Origin of the sequence: Vibrio variabilis (assembly GCF_003263785.1) — a bacterium.
In the GTDB taxonomy this organism is placed as follows: Bacteria; Pseudomonadota; Gammaproteobacteria; order Enterobacterales; family Vibrionaceae; genus Vibrio; species Vibrio variabilis.
On the sequence record NZ_JYJK01000044.1, the window covers coordinates 44107 to 66041 of the forward strand.

General features: G+C 48.0%; 12 protein-coding genes and 3 pseudogenes. 7 read left to right on the top strand and 8 right to left on the bottom strand.

What is annotated here, in order from left to right:
- Positions 1-35 precede the first annotated feature (35 nt).
- Positions 36-284 (top strand): hypothetical protein, encoded by a 249-nt coding sequence (locus TZ48_RS05400; protein ID WP_112478512.1) that lies wholly within the window; start codon positions 36-38, stop codon positions 282-284.
- Between the two features lie 124 nt (positions 285-408).
- Here the strand turns inward: TZ48_RS05400 and TZ48_RS05405 are convergent, their stop codons facing one another.
- The 6 genes from TZ48_RS05405 to TZ48_RS05425 all read right to left on the bottom strand — a co-directional run bounded on the left by TZ48_RS05405 (position 409) and on the right by TZ48_RS05425 (position 10616).
- Positions 409-3939: a cellulose synthase subunit BcsC-related outer membrane protein gene (locus TZ48_RS05405; protein ID WP_112478513.1), complete on the bottom strand. Its 3531-nt coding sequence runs from the start codon at positions 3937-3939 to the stop codon at positions 409-411.
- Positions 3940-3988: 49 nt separating this feature from the next.
- Complete coding sequence (gene bcsZ / locus TZ48_RS05410; RefSeq protein ID WP_112478514.1) at positions 3989-5101, bottom strand: cellulose synthase complex periplasmic endoglucanase BcsZ; 1113 nt, start codon at positions 5099-5101, stop codon at positions 3989-3991.
- A 2-nt stretch (positions 5102-5103) separates the two neighbouring features.
- Positions 5104-7338, bottom strand: a complete 2235-nt coding sequence (gene bcsB, locus TZ48_RS05415; protein ID WP_112478515.1) for a cellulose biosynthesis cyclic di-GMP-binding regulatory protein BcsB — start codon at positions 7336-7338, stop codon at positions 5104-5106.
- 9 nt (positions 7339-7347) lie between these two features.
- Positions 7348-8562 (bottom strand): PilZ domain-containing protein, encoded by a 1215-nt coding sequence (locus tag TZ48_RS25745; RefSeq protein WP_275426414.1) that lies wholly within the window; start codon positions 8560-8562, stop codon positions 7348-7350.
- A gap of 162 nt (positions 8563-8724) precedes the next feature.
- Positions 8725-9891: a glycosyltransferase gene (locus tag TZ48_RS25755; RefSeq protein ID WP_275426418.1), complete on the bottom strand. Its 1167-nt coding sequence runs from the start codon at positions 9889-9891 to the stop codon at positions 8725-8727.
- Positions 9892-9893: 2 nt separating this feature from the next.
- On the bottom strand, positions 9894-10616 hold the full coding sequence (locus TZ48_RS05425) for a cellulose synthase operon protein YhjQ/BcsQ (protein WP_112478516.1): 723 nt from the start codon (positions 10614-10616) through the stop codon (positions 9894-9896).
- A gap of 329 nt (positions 10617-10945) precedes the next feature.
- On the opposite strand from TZ48_RS05425, the gene TZ48_RS05435 reads away from it, so the two are divergent.
- The 3 genes from TZ48_RS05435 to bcsG are packed head-to-tail and all read left to right on the top strand — an operon-like array spanning position 10946 to position 14078.
- On the top strand, positions 10946-12361 hold the full coding sequence (locus TZ48_RS05435) for a BcsE family c-di-GMP-binding protein (protein ID WP_162674506.1): 1416 nt from the start codon (positions 10946-10948) through the stop codon (positions 12359-12361).
- On the top strand, positions 12358-12510 hold the full coding sequence (locus tag TZ48_RS24350) for a hypothetical protein (RefSeq protein WP_162631224.1): 153 nt from the start codon (positions 12358-12360) through the stop codon (positions 12508-12510). The genes TZ48_RS05435 and TZ48_RS24350 overlap by 4 nt, the downstream gene beginning before the upstream one ends.
- Before the next feature lie 2 nt (positions 12511-12512).
- Entirely contained in the window at positions 12513-14078 is a 1566-nt protein-coding gene (gene bcsG / locus TZ48_RS05440; protein ID WP_112478519.1) for a cellulose biosynthesis protein BcsG, read from the top strand.
- 69 nt (positions 14079-14147) lie between these two features.
- Here the strand turns inward: bcsG and csrD are convergent.
- A pseudogene (gene csrD / locus TZ48_RS05445) lies at positions 14148-16195 on the bottom strand (RNase E specificity factor CsrD).
- Positions 16196-16415: 220 nt separating this feature from the next.
- Positions 16416-16951: pseudogene (locus TZ48_RS05450) on the bottom strand (single-stranded DNA-binding protein).
- A 285-nt stretch (positions 16952-17236) separates the two neighbouring features.
- On the opposite strand from TZ48_RS05450, the gene TZ48_RS05455 reads away from it, so the two are divergent.
- The 3 genes and pseudogenes from TZ48_RS05455 (at position 17237) to uvrA (ending at position 21886) form a co-directional block, all read left to right on the top strand.
- A complete protein-coding gene (locus TZ48_RS05455; protein ID WP_112478520.1) occupies positions 17237-17887 on the top strand; it encodes a LuxR C-terminal-related transcriptional regulator in 651 nt (216 codons plus the stop codon).
- A 148-nt stretch (positions 17888-18035) separates the two neighbouring features.
- Positions 18036-18905 (top strand): UTP--glucose-1-phosphate uridylyltransferase GalU, encoded by an 870-nt coding sequence (gene galU / locus TZ48_RS05460; protein WP_112459521.1) that lies wholly within the window; start codon positions 18036-18038, stop codon positions 18903-18905.
- A gap of 153 nt (positions 18906-19058) precedes the next feature.
- Positions 19059-21886, top strand: a pseudogene (gene uvrA, locus TZ48_RS05465) (excinuclease ABC subunit UvrA).
- Positions 21887-21935: the final 49 nt, after the last annotated feature.

A 21935-nucleotide genomic window follows, 5' to 3' on the forward strand; every position in this document is an offset into this window, starting at 1 on the left:
ATTGCCATGGTCTTTTTGCGTCAGAAACGGAAGATGTGGCCTACAAACTCTACATTGATGGCGAGCACATTGACACAATGCGCTATTCAGGGCTTGGCGAGAGGTGGGCAATGAATCGAAAAGGCTTAGCGCTGTTCACCGATACCGCCACCAGTAAATACGAATCAGGAACGGTTTATCTCAACTCTCTGATGTTCGCTGCCCGCTCATTAACAGACATCGACATCGCTAAGTTGGGGGTGCTCAAGAGACACTTAACTACCTACCATCCGTGCGCGTTTTAAACCAAACCGTCGAGCGTGCCTACCAAAATGCGCCTGTTGATTGGGCAAACAAATGGGTCAAACAGCGCGCTAAATTCTTCAAACAGCGCTCACAGTAAACCCTGTAACAAGCGAAATGCGCGGACTAGAAATAGTCCGCGTACAGTCTTAGCGGATCTGGCTGAAGTCGAGCCTTACGCCAGTTAGGATCGAAGTGATATTTGAGATAGACATTGAATACACTCGGCTGGTAATCACTCGAAAATTGCTGCGATACATAGCCAACAAAGCTCCAATGATCACTCACTCGATACTCGGTATAAAACTGCAGTCCTGCACTCACACCGCTTGATGACGAAGCCGTGCCACCCTGGATATTGTATGGCGCATCAAAGGAAGCATTCGACAACGAAACCGTGCCCCTCACCCCATATGTCCAATCAAAGCTATGACGACGATAGTACGACACAGGTAAGGAAATCGATGTGTAGTTTTGCGGGCTGTAATATTTGCCATGGCCGATAATCACTTCATTGACATTCTTCTCGTAGCCCATGTAAAACACGGCGCCACCTAAAGAGAACACCTCATCATCGCTACTAATGAAGTTGTAGTAACTGCCCAGCATACCAGAGGTTCTATTGTTATCAGCGACATTGTTACCAGTGAGCTGATGATACTCGAGATACCCCCAAACGCCATATGGACGTCCGTCATTCCAAGACGCACTCACCGTCGCGCCACTGCGAGTCACACCACCAAACTCAGTGGTCATGCCTGTACGATCCGTCACTGATAATCCAGAGTAAGAGATAAAGCTCGCCGTAACAGGGCGCTTAGAGACATTGCCGCGCAAGGTCACATCGCCCCACTCGGTGATCCCTTCAATGCCACCTACCCAATCGGTGTAACGAAAGCCAACAGGCGTTGTGCCAAGATCCGCTTGCCAGTTCTCAGCCTCCCAACCAACAGAGAAGGCTTGTCCCACTCGGTCACGCTCAAACTCAATATTAGTATCGTAATAGGTTAATGAGCCACTATTAAGATAAACGCTGTCAGTGCGAAGCTTGAGACGACCATCCCATTTAGGGATAGCGATGCCAAGCTCAAAAGGAACAGTGAGGTATTTAGAGCCACCCGGCACATTGTTAAACTCACCACCGACGATGAAATAGGATTGCTGGCGCTCATCAATTCTATCGAGGGTGGCAATAATGTCGTTGGTCATCCAGTTGTCATCGGCATCGCGATACGCGCTACCAATATCTCGTACCCGGTTCAGCCCCAAGCGCTCTTTGTCATCCAATAACAGAGCTTGACGGGAGTACTGCTGAGTCAAGGCATCGTTGGATTGAGACAACGACGCTTCTTGCAACTGCCAGTAATTGAAAGCATTGAGCGATTTTAATGGCAGATGGTTATTGAAAAAGTTGATGTAGGGCTGGTTATCGGTTTCCAACGCCAAAGATAAGCTGCTAACGATTTGCTCATTACTAAGCTCAAACACGCGTTTTGCTTGAATATCCAATACAGGGTCGATGTATTGTGGTGCAGCGCTCAGCCAAGTACTCAAACGCTGTTGAGAAAGTACAACACCATCGTTAAGGCGTGCCAAATAAATCTCTGACGCTGCTTCGACGTTGTTTTCAGCCAGCAATCTATCGGCATCAAACAAGCTCTGGCGCTGCTCAATAATGTCTGACAGGACTTTACGTTGCGCTGCTTCTTGATAGATCGCTCGGTGAAAATCAGCATTGTCGATATCAAACGCTGCCTGCGACATCAGCTCAAGCTCTGGCGTACTAAGCGATGTAATATCCACTGCGTCCATTTCTGCTTGAGCTTGCTCATCAAAGGGGGTCTCTGACCACAATACAATCGCAGTTGGGCGATCATCGAGGGCAACATTATCAATAAAGGCAATCAGCTCATCACCTCTGAGTTGCTGCTCAGCGATTTGTTGGCGGTAGTATGCAAGCTTTACACGAGAGTAGGTAGAGAGTTCCGCAGACGTGAGCTGCTGAGCGGGCGATTGATTGACGACCGAAAACGCTTCATCCCAACGCCCTTGACCCGACAAGTACAAGGTGTACGCGTGAGTATGTTCATTATCTTGATGCTGCTGATACGCGCGACTCATTACCATATCCGCCAAACGGCGTTGGTTTAAACGCAGCAACTGCTCAGCAATGTCTTTGTTTATCCAAGGGAGGTAAGCATCACTATCAAGTACGCGTTTAAACTGCGCGCGAAATAGCGGATCATTTTCCGGCAGAGACTGGCTTTTCAGCAGCGTATCGTAGACCACAAGGTGCTCCACCTCCGCTGCATACGCGGCGATTTGCTTAATTTGCGCCGGTTTGAGCGTCTGCAATGCGGCATACTCACCTTCATGACCTTTATCTGGCGCATAAGTTTGCACCCACAGTTGCAGCGCTGAACTGTTGTCTGGCGCCAAGGTCAATGCTTTCTTGGCCGCTTGGTGCGCTTGACGATACTCTTGCTGCGCCAGATAAATCTGCCCTTTGATGATATGAGCAAAAGGCTCACTGTCATCGAGTGACAATGCCAAATCTGCTTGCTGCATGGCTGTGCTGTATTGCTCTGCACTCAAAGCGCGCCTTGATGCATCAAGGGCTTGCCAAAAGCGAATCGAATTGATTTCAGACTGGTAAAAGTCGATAAGATCTGGCGAATCATCAAGCTGCTGCGCTTTTTTAAACGCATCGACTGAGGCTTGATAATTATTGTTATGGTAATAGTAACGACCGAGCGCCACTAAGGTTTCCGGATCATTGGGATACTTGCGGTTGGCCGCTTGCAGTGCTTTGAACGTGGTGGCGTCATACTGACGATTTTCAATGCGCGCAAACGCCGCGAGCTTGCCTCGGTATATCGGATCTTTACGCAGCGTTTTTTCGTGCTTCCAGCGCTGCTTCGCCGTTTCGTATTGTTGCTGAATGCTCAAGTTTTCTGGGTGATAGCTCGCAATAAGCTCATGAGTATCCATCCACTGTTGAGACATGGGCTCGGTTTGCAACTCGGTCATCCATAAAGTGCTGGCAAACACGCCAAGACGTGAGTCATTCGCCAAGTCGCGATAAATCACCAACGCTTCAGATTCTCGACCATAACGAGAGAGGTGGCGAGCAAGGCCAAGACGAATTTCCCCCACATTGGGAAACGCGCGATCTAGTTGCTGATACGCTTCAAGTACCTGCTCTTGATACTGTGGAAAGGTCGATTTGAGCCCGAGGTAATCAAGTTCACTGATAATATCGGGGCGCTCGGAGCCGTATAGCTCCTCAAACAGTTTCAACGCGGCTTCGTTTTGGCCGCCGCGCTGCAACAGCAAAGCCTGATTGTATTGATCGCGCTCTGTGGTATGTAATTCTAGATAGTTACCAAAGGCTGAAACCAAAGCCGGATCAGCCTGACTATTCAACTGCTTAAAAAGAGCGCTTGCTTCATCAGCTCGATTGTTTCTTACCAACCAGCGCGCCTTTGCGAACAAGGCTTCTGGACTGTCTGGCGCAATCGCCAGCCAGCGCTCTACTGCCGCTTCAACGAGCGTCTCGTCTTGTTTGAGCTCACCAATCACTATCTGGTTTTCAAGCCAGTCCGGTGCTGAGCGGTAAAACGCCGAGGGTACGTCTCCCCCCACGCCGATGAGCAAAGTACACTCAAAAGCGCAGCAGAAATTTGGCTCGATGCTCTCGTTACCTTCACGGCTGGCTACTCTCCGCCCATGGCACTAACAGCTCTCCTTGGCTATTGAATCGATATTGATTGTCGTTCCAGCCTAATCCAAATAACGCTAACACGTTGTTGTAATACTCATTATTGCGATCGGTGACGAGATTTTCACGCACTCGCTCTGCCCAGCTGGACGTGATCTCTTCGTCTGCGTTTAGGCCGATCAGAGGCAGTAGCGCAGCATCAAACCCAACAGGTCCACGCTGATCCATTTTTCCGCTCTGTGCATAGGTATTAAGCGGTGTGTACTGCTGCTTAATAGCCCGTGAGACAAAAGGCTTAAACGAGTCAACCAGCGGCTGTGCGCCTTCCATATCACTCGGCATCATGCCAGCCCAAAGGTAACTGCGGATGGCATTGTAGTTGCCAATATCGGTGGTCTCTGCGTCATAGCTAACTGCCTTACCATCATAGAGCAACCAGTCCGGACTCACGCCCTGACGCTGACTGTCGAGCAGCAGCATGAGAGAGCCAGAGTACAAATCGCGCCACTGTCCTTTAGTATCGCGATGGGCGAAGGCCGCTAAAACGGGTAGCGGTACATAACTGGGGTTAAGTTTTACCTTATCCCCTTGCTCAAAGCCTTGTTTGCCCGGCAAAAGCTGCCTATTCCCCGCCCCAAAAGAGACCGTTTCCTCTTTGAGAATGCGCTTGGCGAGCAGGTATCCAACGTTTTGATAGTAGTCGCTGCCCCACAAGCGTCCCGCTTCAATCAAGGTATACGCTATCCACAAGTCTGAATCTGACGCCGAATTGCTGTCGATAACGCCGTAACCCTGCGACGTTTTACCCCACAACCAAGCAGGCAGACGAGCGGTAAGATCGCCATCAGCGAGATGCTGTTGAGTCCAGTTATATAGCGTATCGAACGCGGCTTTGTCATTAGCAACTAGGGCAAAAAACATCGCATAAGACTGCCCTTCCGATGTGGTAATAAGCCTGTCATCCGAGCCATCGACAATACGCCCTTCAGGCGTCATATAGACGGATTTGAACGCTTGCCACTGCGGCCAAGTCTCAGCCAAGCTCGCAGGTGCTACAGTATTTAGCATCATGGCGAACGCGAACAACCATGTTCTCATTATTAATCTCCTTTGTGCGTGCTAACCTGGCTTGCTAAACGGCGTTTTGCATAACGTGACAGCATGCGCCACATCACCATGGTAAAGGCCACGACTAATAGCAGTGCGATAGCGACCATCAACATAGGTCTATCGGAGAAGTGGTACCAAACCAGATCATAAAGCGGTAATGAACCGACATAATAGTAGTCACCAACTTGGTGACTCACGATATCACTTGGGGTGATTGCCACTGCAGAGCCGTTAACAGCATTAGCTCGGGCGTTCATCGCACCATAAAGAAGAGGAACTGAGCCATCATTTCGAGCAGACAACACGGTGACTGTACGCTGATTAGAAAAGGGCGATTCAAAGCTAGCGATAGACGCGAATTCGCCGCGCGCGCGCACGTTGGCACTTATCGTTGCTTGGCGACCCGATAGCTTTGCCAGCCCTTGTGCTTGCGGTTTTTCAGACACGGCTGTCGCTTCTATAAAGCGACCAGCCTCACTAGAGCTGACATGCGTTAACGCCGTCGATGTCAGATCGAGCTTGGTCGCCGCTTGTACTCCCAACACCAAAATATCTTTGTCACTTAAAGCCGACTCGTCCCATCGCTCAGACAAACTAAACTGATAAGCAGGTAAACCGGTTTTCTTAGCGATAAAACCGACCGTATTGAGCAGTAGTTCGACTTCTTTTGCGCTTGGCTTAGGGGTGATGACTACCGCCGTTTCAGACAAGTCGGCCATTCGTGAGTATGGGAAACCCGAGCTCACAAAGGACTGTGCATCCGGCATGCGGATGTAATGTGGGAAGCCAGAAAAATCAAGCGTCGACGCGCCATCAATCGCCGCATAGTTAATTGTCGGCCCAACGCCTTCACAAACACCGGTTGATACATTGGCTATTTGAAAATTAAACGCCAGCGTGTTGTTTTGGGAGATCTTAAACCCTGGCAGTTGCGCCGATGACTTACCGGTAAACGACTCGGTACCTAAAATAGGAACTCGCCAGGTATCTTGTTCACCCTCACTTTTATTTTCATCGAGCGGAAACGCACGCACAAAGCGCTCATTAACGGAAATATTCAAACGCGAGGTTTTGGTGCCTTTGAGTGGCGGCGAATAACGATAGCTAAGTTTCATCGGCACGCTGTTCGCGTTCCAAGTAAACAGATCGGGTGGCAGAGTAAAATCAACACGAATAGGATTTAGCTCAACCCCTTGCGACTCAAGTTGGTAACTCCCCTCAATAAGCTCAGAGAACTTAACGGCTCTGTCTGTCGGCAACCAGTTAGGCGCATCGTAAGGTTTACGCGGAGCAACACTAGTCACGCTATTGATGTACGCCACTTCGCCCGACATCAACTGACTGCCAGCCACCAAGCCGCGTGCCGCTAACTCCAGTTGCTGCTCATCTTTACCCAACACCAACAACAGTTTCTTACCAGGTACTGTCGGGTGCGTGACCATTTGGATCGTTGGTTGAGTGATCTCTGGTAAGTCCTTAACTAGGTCTGGTCGATGATCATTGGTCGCAAGCACAATCGCATGCTGGCTTGGCGCGTCTTGCTGGTAGACAGGGAAACTCACCTCTCGCCATTTCGCTTGGCTAGCAAAATAAGACGCCACTACTGAAGCAGAATGCAAATTTTGGGTACCAAAATCGCTCGGCAATACGACAGGGATGGTGACATTTTTCAAATCTCGTGCATCAAAAAACGGCGCGGGAAGTAGGCTAAGTTCGTTAGCCACATCTATATTGCGTACATCAAGGGTAATACGACTCGCTGAACCTAACTCCCACCACAATGCTGGATCGCTGGCATCGCTACACTCTTGGTCAATACGACCAATGAGTTCGAACTTTATCTGATTGTAGTTTTTGAAGAAACGACCATCGAGACGGATGGTTTTTTCAAGCTTATGAGCATCATCTTGCTGAAAGTCCACGACATCCATCAGTTCTTCATTAAGATAGACACGAAGGTGTGACACGCGTGCTCGCAGTGCTGGAGAGGGTGAAAAATACAAATCTAGCTCGCCACCCGTGATGATCTGATCAAGGCGAGAGCCAAACCCCAAAAAAGCGGTACCACCACTACCGCGAATGGTGATCGACGAAGGCCCCGCAATCTCGCTGAAGGTATAGCTTACTTGCTTTGGAGACGTATCAACAAAATCGGCCAGAGCAGAGGCAGACAGCAAACAGCTCGCCCCGAGCATCACTCGCGTTAACGCGTGAATCAGTTTCATTCTAATATCCTATACAATCCAGCGAGGACGATAGGAGGCAAGGTTCCTCATCATATCGACCCACTTAAAAACCGCCACTCTGACAAGCGAGGGGCTAAACTCAATCATTTTTCTTATTCCAATCGCACTGGCGTAGAGCATACTTTTCAAGCTCTCAAGCGGCTTATCGTGTTCATAGGCTTGCTGCCACTTAGACCATGTGTCAGAGCGGGCAAACGTACACTGAACAAAGCGTTTTTCCTTTTCCATCGTCATCGGCAAAAGCTCGGCACCAACCACTCCATCACGGCTAAAGCGCACCACGCAGCGAAACGACTCTTTGATGCCATAGCGCTCCAAAGCCACTAGGATCTCGTCACCAGTTTGAATCTCAATGGCGGGATCTATCTGCATACCGAGACCACTGAAGGAAAAATCTTTCAGTGTCGCCGGGTAATGATGTCCCGATGTGGTCATAAACGACACCGGATAATTGACGTCAATACGATGCGCCATACGCACTTGTTTTTCTTCGGCAGCCACAGCCAATGCAACACCGAGCACAATTAAGTTGTAGATGACCCAAAACAAATTCACCAGTACAGTCGTTGTGTCAGTAAACTGGTAATCAAATAAACGATAAACGCCCACCGCAAACCCGAGAAGATTCAGTAACAGCAAGCCGATAATAGGTTTACTAATGTCCCAGTCGAAAAAGCGCTTGTCTATCAAGCCACCTTTCGCCGTCACGTTAAATCGGCCGCGTCCCGGCGCGAATAAAGCCACTGTGGTTGGAATCGCGATATACCAGGCCAATACCGTTTCATACACCTCACCCCAAAATGAGTGTCGGTACTGACCCTGTATCCGAGAGTTTGCTACGTTGGCATGAAACATGTGCGGCAAGACAAACAGTACGATAGCAATCGCCGGGGCATAGATGATGTAGGCATCCAAAATCAAAAAGGCCAGCGGCGCGACCATAAAAATCAGGCGTGGAATACCACTTAAGAAATGCATCATACCGTTGAGGTAACACAATCTCTGCTGCCAAGATAATCCGCTACCAAGTAACGGGTTATCGGTTCGAAAAATTTGCGCCATGCCGCGCGCCCAGCGAATACGCTGACCTACGTGAGCCGACAAACTATCCGTTGCAAGGCCGGCCGATATCGGCTCTTTAAGATAGGCACTGCGATAGCCTAATCGATGCATTTTTAGTGCGGTGTGAGCATCTTCCGTCACAGTTTCTACCGCAACGCCCCCACTTCTTCCAACGGTCCTCGACGCAAGATCGCACACGAGCCACAGAAAAAGGTCGCATCCCACATGTCATTACCATCTTGGATCAAGCCATAGAACAAGTTGCCCTCATTCGGAAGTTGACGAAAACGCGATAAGTTACGTTCAAACGGATCCGGCGAAAAAAAGTGGTGTGGTGTTTGTACCAATGCCAGGTTGGGATCTTTCACAAAACGCGCCCATCGTCACCTGGAAAAACGCTCGGGTGGGGATATGGTCACAGTCGAAAATAGCGACATATTCACCATGAGTTTGCTTCAGCGCGTAGTTAAGGTTACCGGCCTTAGCGTGCTCATTGGTCGGCCTGCGAATGTAACCAACTCCGGCTTGCTCAGCAAACGCCTGGAATGAGTCACGTTTACCATCGTCCAAGATATAGATATTGAGCTTGTCTTTTGGCCAATCTATCGCGGTTGCCGCCAGTACTGTGGCTCTAACCACATCCAATTCTTCATTGTAGGTGGGAATGAAAAGATCAATACTTGGCCAGGTTTTAGGATCATTCGGCAAGGTTTCTGGAGTACGATTTAACGGCCAAATAGTCTGAAAGTAGCTTAAAATCAACACCATCCACGAATAGGTTTCTGCCATCAGCAGCACCAAACCGAGCATCATATCCAGATCTTTATCCCAGTTGATGGTCGACGAATATCGCCACCATAAATAACGACAGGAGGCGATAAGAGAGAGGATGATGAGCAGCATGTTCGGCAAGCGGCCTTTTACCCCACGAACAGAGGCAGCAACAATCGCCAATACCGCCACAAATACAATTTGCGCAGTAATGGAAAATGGCACGGTCAAACACAACACCGTCAACACAATAAGTACGATATAGAGCACGCTATCAGGGATGAAATGGTTTGCTGTTCGCTTGACACCCTGCCCTTCAAGTTGGTCATCAATGGCTGTTACGGCCGTCGCCGAAAAGCGTCGACAAGCGGTAAAGAAACGCGAAATCACCTGATTGATGGCGCGGAGATGACGCGTTAAACGCCACTGCTGCCACGTAAAATTTTGCTTAATCAAGGCTAACCAACACAACTGAATAAGCAGGCGGAAGTTGTCACTAAAGCGGAAATGATTCAAGTCGATGTGTGGGAAGGCACGCTCCCAATCTGAGCGTGTTGGCGTCACCCGCGTACCAGCCAGCAAAATCAGAAAGCATAGCAACAGCAGCGTGTGTCGATTCTTTAATGCCAACTCGGGCAACTGAATCGAACCGCTAAACTGATGCAGCAGGTTTGGTGAAACAAATCGGGCGACAAACATGATTATGAGCGAAGCTGGTTCTTTTCTACCTGAGACAACACAACGGTTGCCAACTGTCTAAATTCAACCGCCGCATTGGAGCGCGTCGCAGCAGTCATCACATTACCAAGCATGGCAAACGCTTCTTGAATCGCAATGTCATAATAGAGATGTGCCGAAATAAGTCGGGTACCGAGCGCCTCTTCCAGCACCAAGGTCATATCTCGCAGCAAAGCAATATCATGACGGCACTGGTTAAGAACAAACAAGATATTGCTATCGGGAGGGCTCAGTGCCATTTGACGACTTAATAAGGTCACGCACATCGGGGTCGGATTGACGACCCGCAATGTGAGTAATGAGCATGTTAGGCTTAACGACAACTCAATATCATGCGGCGCAGAGATAATGATGATTTCAAATTTATCTCGTGCAGCCGTTAGCATTTCATCTAAATAGCGGGCGTATTCACTCGAGGTCAGCAAAGAACCGCCGTGAGGCAGGAAGTAACTACCAATCGGATCTCGCAGCAACGCTTGCTTCCAGCTTTGATCGCTAGATACCGCGTCTGTCCACCCAGAAGCTTTATCGGTTGGATGGCCAAACCAGGGACCGACAAGGTTCTTAGGGTCTAGGTCAACCAAAAGTACTTTATGTCCAAGTACGGTGTAGGCAGCCGCAAGGTTCGCGGCGACAGTACTTGCCCCCACTCCCGCATGGATACCTGTTACCAACAATATGGACATGACAAACTTATTCCTCTTTTAACGATGCCAGAGATGGCTCCGTCTGACTATTAAGCGTAGCAAATGCCGATTCTGGCGACTCACTCTGCTCTGTGTTTTCTGATTGCAAAAAATTCCATTTACTTTGCGATAACTTTATTTCGTTACTGCGTTCCAGATTCTGATACCCAGAAGTTGGAATGCCGTACGATTTATAAATTTGTTCGACATCGGTGGTATGGTTTTGCATTACCTTCTACTACTCAGCTTAAGATAAGTTTGTTCTAAATTTGTACGCATAGTACACTAAGCCCCAACTAATATCACTATTACTTATGGTAATTAGGCTAATGATTCAGCAAATCATACGCATTAACTCTTGGCAGGCTTTGGAAAATCTGCTAACTCACCACGAAAAAGCCCCACTTTTCGAGACTAAAGCTGACCTATTTACCTCCCCATCTGGTAAGGATTTTCTTACACGAACCGACAAGCTCAGTGCTAAATCTACCGAACTTATCAATCATAGTTTCTCGCGGATATTCCTCTCAAACCCTGCGCTATCAATGGCTGAGTTCTTGGATGATTTATCAAGATTGCCTATTAATAAAAATGTTCATATCTGTATATTGCTCGACTTGGAGCAGAGTTCAAAACTAGATGTTAATTTTGCGATCGAACAAACAACAATTGATTTTATAAATATTACAATTTTGTTACTAGATATTAATAATTCGATTAATCCTGAGGAATATAAACAATCTTTACGGGGGAAAAGGATATTTCTTGGTGAATTGAAACAGCATAATCAACAAACTTTTATCAAGGCTATCCATTATCAAGACGGTGACACTCAATTAGCCAATAAGCTGTTTTTATTGTCAGATGATTCGGGCAATCAAGTTAATAGACAGATTTTGCCCGTATTGGTTTCTTCTCAAGCGGCAGGCCGTGACTTCGTCCATGAACATGGATTTCAGTTTTTTGAGCAATTTAACTTCCCTAATTCGGTGCTCGAAACCAGCGTCGCAACTGTCGTTGTGCTCCCTTGTGGCGGTTTTGATGACATCAAGCGTGTCGCTAAAACCATTCTCCAAAACAAGAAGCGTTATGGGGACAGTGTGCATTTTGTCATTAAAGAGCTCACCCCTTGTATTCGCTACAATGACTTCCACATGCTCATCACAGCAGGCGCTCAAAGCATTGTCGATCACACAAAAAGCGATGCCGTGCTTTACGACCAAATACGCTTGGCGTCGATGACGAAAATGGAAGCAAATTACCTATCCGAAACCTCGCTGTTTAAACAGTTTGAAAGCCCTGTCGATGAAAGTGGCTTTGTCAGCTTCGACACATTTAAATCGCTAACGCTAAATGCCATCGAGGTTTGTCGTAACACACAAATTGAGTATGCGTTGGTCGAGTTAACCCCTTTCTCTTCAGTACCACTTAGTGAGGCAATGTCCTATAGTCAAATGAAGCGCCGAGGGGATATTGCCTGTCAAATTGATGGCCGAATTTTGATCTTTTTTAGCTCATTAAGACGTTATGAGATTCACCAGGCGTTATTAAATGTGTTTGCGGTGGCGCCGAATGAACTGTTTATTGAACAGTCACAATACACCGATGCTGATGAGATCGTAACGCGACTTTACAACATACAAGGTATTGATTACCAAGAAAAACCAAGCATCACCGAAGCGGAGCCTGACAAGGCGACACCAGCCAGCCGCTTTGCTTCTCGTGTAGATTGGGATCAACTATGAATATTGAAGACTTTTTAACGGTCGCAGGCGTATTTACCGCTGTTGGCCTGGCTCTCGGTATCGTCGCACCAAGTATCGTGCGCCTATTATCAAGGCTAATTACAAAACTCAAAAAACGTCCTAAGCATTTACGAGAAACCAAGTTTTAATCATGGATAGAACCAAACCCTCAGCTCACATTTCACTCGGTTGGTGGACACTCTACTTTGCCCTGAAATTGGCGCTATACGCCAGCGATACTCTGAGCTTTTCACCGCTCTACAATTTCAGTTTACTCTGCTTTGTCGTGATCCCACTGCGCAGTCGCTGGCTCAACATTATTAGACATATCATTGCGATAGGTCTGGCGCTGCTACTGCTACACCATGATTCCTATTTGCCACCATTGGAGCGGCTATTTAGCCAGTGGGATTTAGTGAGCCAATTCGACACCGTTTATCTGCTGGCACTGGCTAAGGATTTTATTTCCCTAGACTTCCTATTACTCGGCTTTGTACTCATTGTTGGCTATCTCTATTTGAGCCAGATCCTACGTTTATCCGCATTCGTCGTCGTAGGTATGGTGATTGCGTCAATTCCCAGCTCATTTTGGCAGATGTCATTAACCACCAGCCAAGCAGTAGAAACGACCGCCAATAACGTAGGCAATAATACAGCAACCACAACGGCGCCGACTCAAGTTGCCGTGGATACGTCATCAGAAGGTCTCACCACCTATGTAGGACAATTCTTTCGCGATCAAGCTTCTAAAACATCGAGTTTGTCGAACATAGACGCGTTAGCAACGCAGCCTAACTTTGACATCCTGTTTCTGAGTGTCTGTTCATTGGCTTGGGATGACTTGGAGTATTCCGGCAACATTGATCACCCGATCTTCAAAGAATTCGATATCCTGTTCAAGCACTTTAACTCAGCCACATCATACAGCGGACCTGCGGTACTGCGTATTTTGCGAGCCAACTGTGGTCAGCAGTCTCACGCCGACTTATTTAATGATAACTTGACTGCGCAATGTTCTTTGTTTGATCAGCTTGCACGCCTTGGCTATGAGAAAGAAGTGTTTATGAACCATGACGGTAAATTCGATGGTTTCAACAAACACATTGCCAATAACATCGGCAACTTTTCACCAGCCGTCGACATTGAGGCGCTGACACCGTCGCAATATGCGTTCGATGGCACTCGAATTTACAGTGATGGGCAAATCCTCTCTCAGTGGGAGCAAATCAACCATACCAAGCCTACGGTCAGTCTCTATAACACCATTAGTATTCATGATGGCAACCGAGTCGTGGGTCAATCTGGTTCACGTTTAGTGACCTACAAACGCCAACAAAAGATCTTGCTGGATGAGCTGTATGCCTTCTTCCAAACGTTAGAGGCGAGTAAACGCAATGTCGTTGTCGTGCTACTTCCCGAGCACGGTGCTGCGGTGCGAGGCGATCGCATGCAGATCTCTGGGATGCGTGAGATACCAACCAAAGCCATCACTAATGTGCCGGTTGGTGTAAAGTTCTTTGGTGACGTAGCGATTGAAAACCGCAGTCAAATCGATGTTGAGCAGCCAGTCAGCTTCTTAGCGTTAAGCGATCTGCTCGCCAATATCTTAAGCAGCAATATGTATGAGGGTAAAGCAACGTCTCTGACATCTCTGACCCAGGCTTACCGACGACGCCGGTTATCTCGCAGAACTCAGGGACAACAATGCTCGAAGTGAATGATACACAGTTCTACAGCTTCGATGATCAGTCTTGGACTGAGTATCGACCGCGTATCAACTAGTCGCTCATAAGTTGATTGATAAAAAATAAGCGCCAAAAAGGCGCTTATTTTTTGACCAGGCGTTAGGTTCGCTTCCAGCGGTTACGACGCCTGGTTTAATCGATGTAGTTTTGGCCTGCGCCTCTGGCAACAACTGCGTCTCAGCAGCAAAGTAGCGCCCTTGACCGCCTTTGACACCGAGATCGATTAACGTATGCCACTCTTTCTTGGTTTCAACACCAACGGCTATCACTTGGGTAGGTGCATCACCGCACGCCCCCACCATGCTGCGAACAAACAATTGGTTCTCGTCACGCTGATCGATACGCTTGACCAAGCTGCGATGCAGCTTTAGATAATCCACTTTCAAATCTTTAATGTAGTGAGTACTGACGATCGAGCGCCCCGCCTGACCAACGATGACGGTGCATCCCAAACCAGACAACATTTTCACTACCGGACGGATGTAGTCCAAATGCTGTACTAAGCGCGCCTCAGAAAACTCAAAGCTAAGCTGGCTACGAACACTAACTGGCAGTTGCAATAACTCGTCCCTGAACCACTTGAAGTAGCTTTTGTTTGCAAACGGCACCACATAGACATTAATCGACACCGGCAGAGTGATTTTACCCTGTTTAATGCTTCTGAATACCTTACCTAACACAGCGCGATCAAAATTAGACTCATAGCCCACCTGTAATAAAGCGGAGTGGAAGCGAGACGCTTTAACAGTGCCTCGCTCTGGGTCATCGATGCGTGCAAACAATTCTTTGTGCAGCGGTGCCAGCTCTTTGCCCTTTTCATACAAGTAACAGGGCTGAGCATAAATCAGCAGATTTTCAGGCAGCAGTGCACGGTCAAATAGCGTGCGCCAGCGGACACTGCCACGCTCGTCAAACTTCTGAACTTGTTTCTGGAAACGGCTCCAGTTGTTCACTTTTTGCAGCTGCGCACTCTTAAGCGCGGTTTCCGCCTCTTCCATAATGCGGCCACGACGCTCACCTTCAGAGTACATACTCACGCCAATATGGCACCAGTTATCTTCATCCAAAGGAACCGGCGGCGGCGCTTTCTCCATTTGACGGATGCACTGACTAGCCAAGGCGGCGACGTCTTTGGCGCTTTGATGTGGAATCAATATGGCGAAGTCTGCATCGTAATAGCGAGAGAAAATCGCATCTGGGTATTTTTGTACCGCTTGAGAGAGCACTTCCCCAATTTCAATGAGAAAGTCGTCTGCCTCAGCTTTTCCAAGCTTCTCTTGTGCTTGCTCCCAATCCTCGACGCGGAACAAGATCACGCCACCTTGCGCACCGCTCTCTTGCAAAGCGGACTCTAGCTTACTATCGAACAGAATTCGGTTCGCACTGCCTGTAAGAGGATCTAAGAACGTCTGGGTACGGATAAAGGTGTCGAAGCGGCTGCGCTCTTGACGTGCATCTTGCAGCTCTTCAATCAGAATATCTAGCGCTTCACTGGCGGTGTATGGCCATTCACGCTCATCGCCTTTCGCGTATTGTTCAACTCGGCCGCCGAGGATCATCCTCCTCGCTCTTCCAAAAGTTCTGAGCCAACGAGTTGCTTGCGAAGCCATTTCACCCCTTGCATTAAACAAAATACGATAAGGCCAAACGCAAGTGTTACCGACCACATCGCTTCAAGAGAGTAGCGCACATCGAGATAAGGCGGCAATGCAACAAACTCGACACGATAGCCTTCGTTTCGTTCTAGGTCGAAGCTTTGCTGGTAAACTATGCTTCTGTCGAGCATTGGCGAGGTATTTTTATAACGGTACACCACGCCAGCAGAAGACGTCAGCTGCATTTCAATGATATTGCTCGCTTGCAGCATTTTGGGCATCCAGCGTTGCATCATGTAAGCAGCATCGGGATCCTCAAGCTCTTTATCGATAACTTTCACGATCCCAGCAAGATGGTGATTGAGATATTCTTGTCCCATTCGCTTGATGGACAAGGTACCACCCACGAATAGAATAAAAACCGCACTCATTACAATGACTGTAACAAAAGCGACTAAGCGCGTGCTCAGTTTTAGAGTGGGGGTTTGCCTCATAATTTGCCAAAGTCCTTTTTGAACGAAATGTCGCTATCGCCTGTCAATTATCAAGAGTAAAACAGCCAGGCAGCTGATTGTTTGTTATATCAAATTTAGCCAAAACCGTTAAGTCACCAGCCATGGCAGGGTTCTAAGAAACAAAAAAACCGCGACGAATGTCGCGGCCTTCCAGCATCTGTACTGTGAATAGGCTTCACTGCGCACAAAGGTAATCGATTTAGAACGGAATGTCGTCGTCGAAGTCCATTGGTGGCTCATTGTATTGTGGCTGCTGTTGCGCAGGCTTTTGTTGAGCTGGCTGTTGAACAGGTTGTTGTGGCTGACCCCAACCTTGCTGTTGTGGTGCTTGCTGCTGCATGCCACCTTGGTTCATGCCACCCTGCATAGCGCGCCACCGCCTTGACGGCCACCTAACATTTGCATCACACCGTTGAAGCCTTGAACTACAACTTCCGTTGTGTAGCGGTCTTGACCATTTTGATCTTGCCATTTACGTGTCTGTAGTTGACCTTCAATGTAAACCTGAGAGCCCTTTCTTAGGTACTCACCGGCTACTTCCGCTAGCTTGCCGAATAATGCAACACGGTGCCACTCAGTTTTCTCGCGCTGTTCACCAGTCGCTTTGTCACGCCACGATTCCGAGGTCGCGATTGTAATGTTCGCCACGGCACTGCCGTTTGGCATGTAACGAATTTCTGGGTCGTTACCTAAGTTACCCACTAGAATGACTTTGTTTACTCCACGGCTTGCCATGTTTTGCTCCGTAACCACAGTGTGTTTTAAAATAGCCCAGTAGGATACCATGAACCCACAAGACAGCAACAGCGCTTATGTGAACTATCCTACAATCCCAGCTCGGCATTTGAATATAAGTCTAGCGCCGAAATTTCAACCCATCTAGGCACACGCCCACCTAATACACATATCAATTACTTAAAATAGTTTAAGTCTCTCTCATTTCGTGTTGCCGACACTAGCCGCTCACCTATATATACACCAACATGCACATTAATTCAGCGGCAAAAATTATTAGTGACGATGAGAAAAAACAGTTACAAACGCACCATACAACACGTCAGCCTCGGTCAAGATCTTGAAGTTACCGGACGAATTGAGGCGCTCTCCAATCTTTGCATTAATCCTATCGAGACCATTGAACCCAAAGATCTGCTGAACGCCACAACAGGGCCGAGAAATCGGATTTTACTGTTTGACTACGAAGAGTCGCTCGATCTGTTTAAGCAAGTACTGAATCTGCCCCTTGCCAGCAAAAACTTTGAGACCATTCTTATCAATGTACCGCACCGCTTAACCACTGAAGAAATTCTCAAGTATGGTCATTTAAAAGGGCTGTTCTACAGTCATGAAGATGGCAATAAGATTACTTTCGGCTTTGGTGAAATCATTAATGGTAAAAACTGGCTGCCAAGAGATGTCGCCAGTCAACTACTTCACCATTATCGATATGTCGTTTCCGCGAACACATGCACGGCAGTGGTCGATTTAACCTCTCGTGAAATAGAGATTCTGCGCTGTTTGCAGTCAGGCGCCAGTAATTTGGAAATCTCTGAGGATCTCTTCATCACTGAATCAACCGTCAAATCACATTTGTATCAGATATTTCGCAAGCTATCGGTAAAAAATCGATTGCAGGCTATCGCTTGGGCCAATCAGCACCTTTTATCTTGACTGCTTTTTTGCACTCGATCTCTTTGTCTGCATGTGAACCGAACTTCACAACATTTCTACTGTCATAAGCGCTCGTTAGTCTGTAGACTTAATCCCATTCGCCACAGTTGGCAATGAATTGAAACATATAAAGATAAAGGGTCTTATCATGATTAAGAAGTGCCTATTCCCGGCGGCGGGTTACGGAACTCGTTTTCTTCCAGCAACAAAGTCGATGCCAAAAGAGATGATGCCAGTGGTGAACAAACCACTGATTGAGTACGGTGTGGAAGAAGCGATTCAAGCGGGTATGGACGGCATGTGCATCGTAACGGGTCGTGGCAAGCATTCCATCATGGATCACTTCGACAAAAACTACGAACTCGAGCACCAAATCAGCGGTACCAACAAAGAAGAGCTACTGGTCGATATTCGCGATATCATCGACTCTGCACAGTTTACCTATATTCGCCAGCGCGAGATGAAAGGTCTTGGCCACGCGATCCTGACGGGTCGTGAACTCGTTGGTGACGAACCTTTTGCTGTTGTCCTAGCCGATGACCTTTGCGTCAACGAAGAGCAAGGCGTACTAGCGCAAATGGTCGCGCTATACAAACAGTTCCGCTGCTCAATCGTGGCTGTACAAGAAGTGCCAGAAGATGAAACCCACAAATACGGCGTGATCTCTGGCGAGATGATCAAAGACGACCTGTTCCGTGTTGATGACATGGTAGAAAAGCCAGAGCAAGGCACGGCACCAAGCAACCTTGCTATCATTGGTCGTTATATCCTGACTCCAGATATCTTCGAGCTCATCGAGCAGACTGAGCCAGGTAAAGGTGGCGAAATCCAAATTACTGACGCCCTTCTCAAGCAAGCGAAAGCAGGCTGCGTATTGGCATACAAATTCAAGGGCAAACGTTTTGATTGTGGTAGTGTTGAAGGCTATATCGAAGCGACAAACTATTGCTTTGAAAACCTATATCTAAAGGATGAGAAAGCGGCTGAGCTTGGTAAACACGCAACCAAAAAAGCATAAGCGAGCTTCAAGTCTGTAATCATTCAATCAAGCGCGACGTAACTTCACTACGTCGCGCTTTTTGTTTTGACCTGTTTTTTTATCCAGTATTTCTTTGCACAAACTTCACACTATGTAATACTTGTCACACTACGTTTTACATGAGTGGCAATAATGGACAATATCGAAGTTAGGGGCGCTCGTACCCATAACCTGAAAAACGTCAACCTGACAATTCCTCGCGACAAACTCACAGTGATCACTGGCCTATCTGGCTCTGGTAAATCATCACTCGCCTTCGACACCCTTTATGCCGAGGGGCAACGTCGTTATGTGGAGTCTCTGTCCGCTTATGCAAGACAATTTCTATCTTTAATGGAAAAGCCTGATGTTGACCATATTGAAGGTCTATCACCCGCGATTTCAATTGAGCAAAAGTCGACGTCTCACAACCCACGCTCTACGGTAGGCACGATCACCGAAGTCTATGACTATTTAAGACTGCTCTATGCTCGCGTCGGTGAGCCACGCTGTCCTACCCACAAAGTGCCACTTGCCGCCCAGACAATCAGCCAAATGGTCGACAAGGTGCTCGAGCTGCCGGAAGGCTCAAAGATGATGCTGCTCGCACCCATCGTCAAAGAGCGTAAAGGGGAACACGTTAAAACTTTAGAAAACCTTGCCGCACAAGGCTTTATTCGTGCTCGTATCGACGGTGAAACGTGCGATCTGTCCGATCCACCTACCCTAGAGCTGCATAAGAAGCACACTATCGAAGTCGTCGTCGACCGCTTTAAAGTGCGCGACAACTTACAACAACGCCTTGCTGAATCCTTTGAAACGGCACTAGAACTCTCTGGCGGTATTGTCGGCGTGGGTTGGATGGATGAACCTGAGAAAGAAGACATTATCTTCTCAGCAAACTTTGCCTGTCCCTATTGTGGCTACAGCTTGCAAGAGCTAGAGCCGAGACTGTTTTCGTTCAACAACCCAGCGGGCGCTTGTCACACCTGTGACGGCCTCGGCGTACAGCAATATTTTGACCCAGAGCGCGTCATTGCTGATGACAGTTTAAGTATTGCAGATGGGGCGATTCGTGGTTGGGATCAAAAGAATTACTACTACTTCCAAATGCTCACCTCGCTCGCCAAACATTATGACTTTGATCTGTTTGCGCCATTTAACTCGCTACCGAAAAAGATCAAAGACGTGGTTTTGACGGGTTCTGGCCGCACCGAAATTGAGTTCAACTACGTCAATGATCGTGGTGATATTCGCGTGAAACGCCACCCATTTGAAGGGATCCTTAACACCTTAGAACGTCGTTATCGCGACACCGAGTCTAACTCAGTCAGAGAAGATCTCGCGAAATACATCTCGACCAAATCTTGCGGCACTTGTGGCGGTACTCGTCTACGTGAAGAAGCGCGCAATGTGTTTGTTGACGATACCACGCTGCCAGAAATCGTTGAGATGAGCATTAGCGAAGCGATGGACTTTTTCAAGTCTCTGAAACTAGAGGGACAGCGTGCTCAAATTGCTGAAAAGGTCATGAAAGAGATCAACGACCGATTGCATTTCTTGGTCAACGTTGGACTGAACTACCTCAACCTATCACGCAGCGCAGAAACACTTTCAGGCGGTGAAGCTCAGCGTATCCGTTTAGCCAGTCAAATTGGTGCTGGTCTCGTTGGGGTGATGTATGTACTGGATGAGCCGTCTATCGGCCTCCACCAGCGGGACAATGAGCGCTTACTCAACACCCTAACCCACCTGCGTGATTTGGGTAACACCGTATTGGTAGTCGAACACGATGAAGATGCTATTCGCACCGCGGATCACGTGATTGATATTGGCCCTGGCGCTGGTGTGCATGGTGGTTCTGTGGTTGCCGAAGGCACTATCGAAGATATCATCGCTTCTGAACAGTCTTTAACAGGTCAGTACCTCAGCGGTAAGCGCGAAATTGCGATTCCAGAGCAGCGCACGCCAATGGATCCGAAAAAAGTGGTCACCCTACAAGGTGCGACAGGCAACAATCTGAAGAATGTTGACCTCACGATTCCTGTAGGCTTATTTAGCTGTATTACCGGTGTTTCTGGTTCAGGTAAATCCACATTAATTAACGACACCTTTTTTAAGATTGCTCACACTCAGCTTAACGGGGCAACGACTGCCGAGCCTTCGCCATACAAGAAAATCGAAGGTTTAGAGCATTTTGACAAAGTGATTGATATCGACCAGAGCCCTATTGGTCGAACACCACGCTCGAACCCTGCAACCTATACTGGCATTTTCACACCGATTCGGGAGCTGTTTGCAGGCACCCAAGAAGCCCGATCTCGCGGCTATAAACCTGGGCGCTTCAGCTTTAACGTTCGCGGCGGTCGCTGTGAAGCTTGTCAGGGTGATGGCGTAATCAAGGTAGAGATGCACTTCCTCCCAGACGTCTATGTGCCGTGTGATGTATGTAAAGGTAAGCGCTACAACCGCGAAACGTTGGAAGTACGATACAAAGGCAAAACCATTGATGAAGTGCTGCAAATGACGGTAGAGGATGCGCGTGAGTTCTTCGATCCCGTGCCTGTGATTGCCCGAAAACTGCAAACCCTGATGGATGTTGGCCTATCATACATTCGACTCGGTCAAGCTGCGACTACCCTATCAGGGGTGAGGCGCAACGTGTCAAACTGGCGCGCGAACTGTCTAAGCGTGACACGGGTAAAACCCTATACATTTTGGATGAACCCACCACAGGTCTGCACTTCCATGATATTGAGTTGTTGCTTTCGGTACTGCACCGTCTGCGCGATCACGGCAATACCGTCGTGGTCATTGAGCATAACCTCGATGTCGTTAAAACGTCAGATTGGGTGATTGATTTAGGCCCAGAAGGTGGTCAGGGTGGCGGCCAAATCATTGCAGAAGGGACACCAGAAACTGTGTCCCAAGTCGAAGGTTCGCATACCGCACGCTTCCTAAAGCCTATGCTAAAAGGGTAAATTAGAGCATTATCACGGGAGCCAATGTTGGCCCCCGTTATTTTCTTGG

Coding starts and splice junctions, on each gene's coding strand:
- TZ48_RS25755 (WP_275426418.1), bottom strand. CDS start 9,891: ATGTTTGTCGCCCGATTTGTTTCACCAAACCTGCTGCATCAGTTTAGC.
- galU (WP_112459521.1), top strand. CDS start 18,036: ATGATTAAGAAGTGCCTATTCCCGGCGGCGGGTTACGGAACTCGTTTT.
- TZ48_RS05455 (WP_112478520.1), top strand. CDS start 17,237: ATGAGAAAAAACAGTTACAAACGCACCATACAACACGTCAGCCTCGGT.
- bcsB (WP_112478515.1), bottom strand. CDS start 7,338: ATGAAACTGATTCACGCGTTAACGCGAGTGATGCTCGGGGCGAGCTGT.
- bcsG (WP_112478519.1), top strand. CDS start 12,513: ATGGATAGAACCAAACCCTCAGCTCACATTTCACTCGGTTGGTGGACA.
- TZ48_RS24350 (WP_162631224.1), top strand. CDS start 12,358: ATGAATATTGAAGACTTTTTAACGGTCGCAGGCGTATTTACCGCTGTT.
- TZ48_RS05435 (WP_162674506.1), top strand. CDS start 10,946: ATGATTCAGCAAATCATACGCATTAACTCTTGGCAGGCTTTGGAAAAT.
- bcsZ (WP_112478514.1), bottom strand. CDS start 5,101: ATGAGAACATGGTTGTTCGCGTTCGCCATGATGCTAAATACTGTAGCA.
- TZ48_RS05425 (WP_112478516.1), bottom strand. CDS start 10,616: ATGTCCATATTGTTGGTAACAGGTATCCATGCGGGAGTGGGGGCAAGT.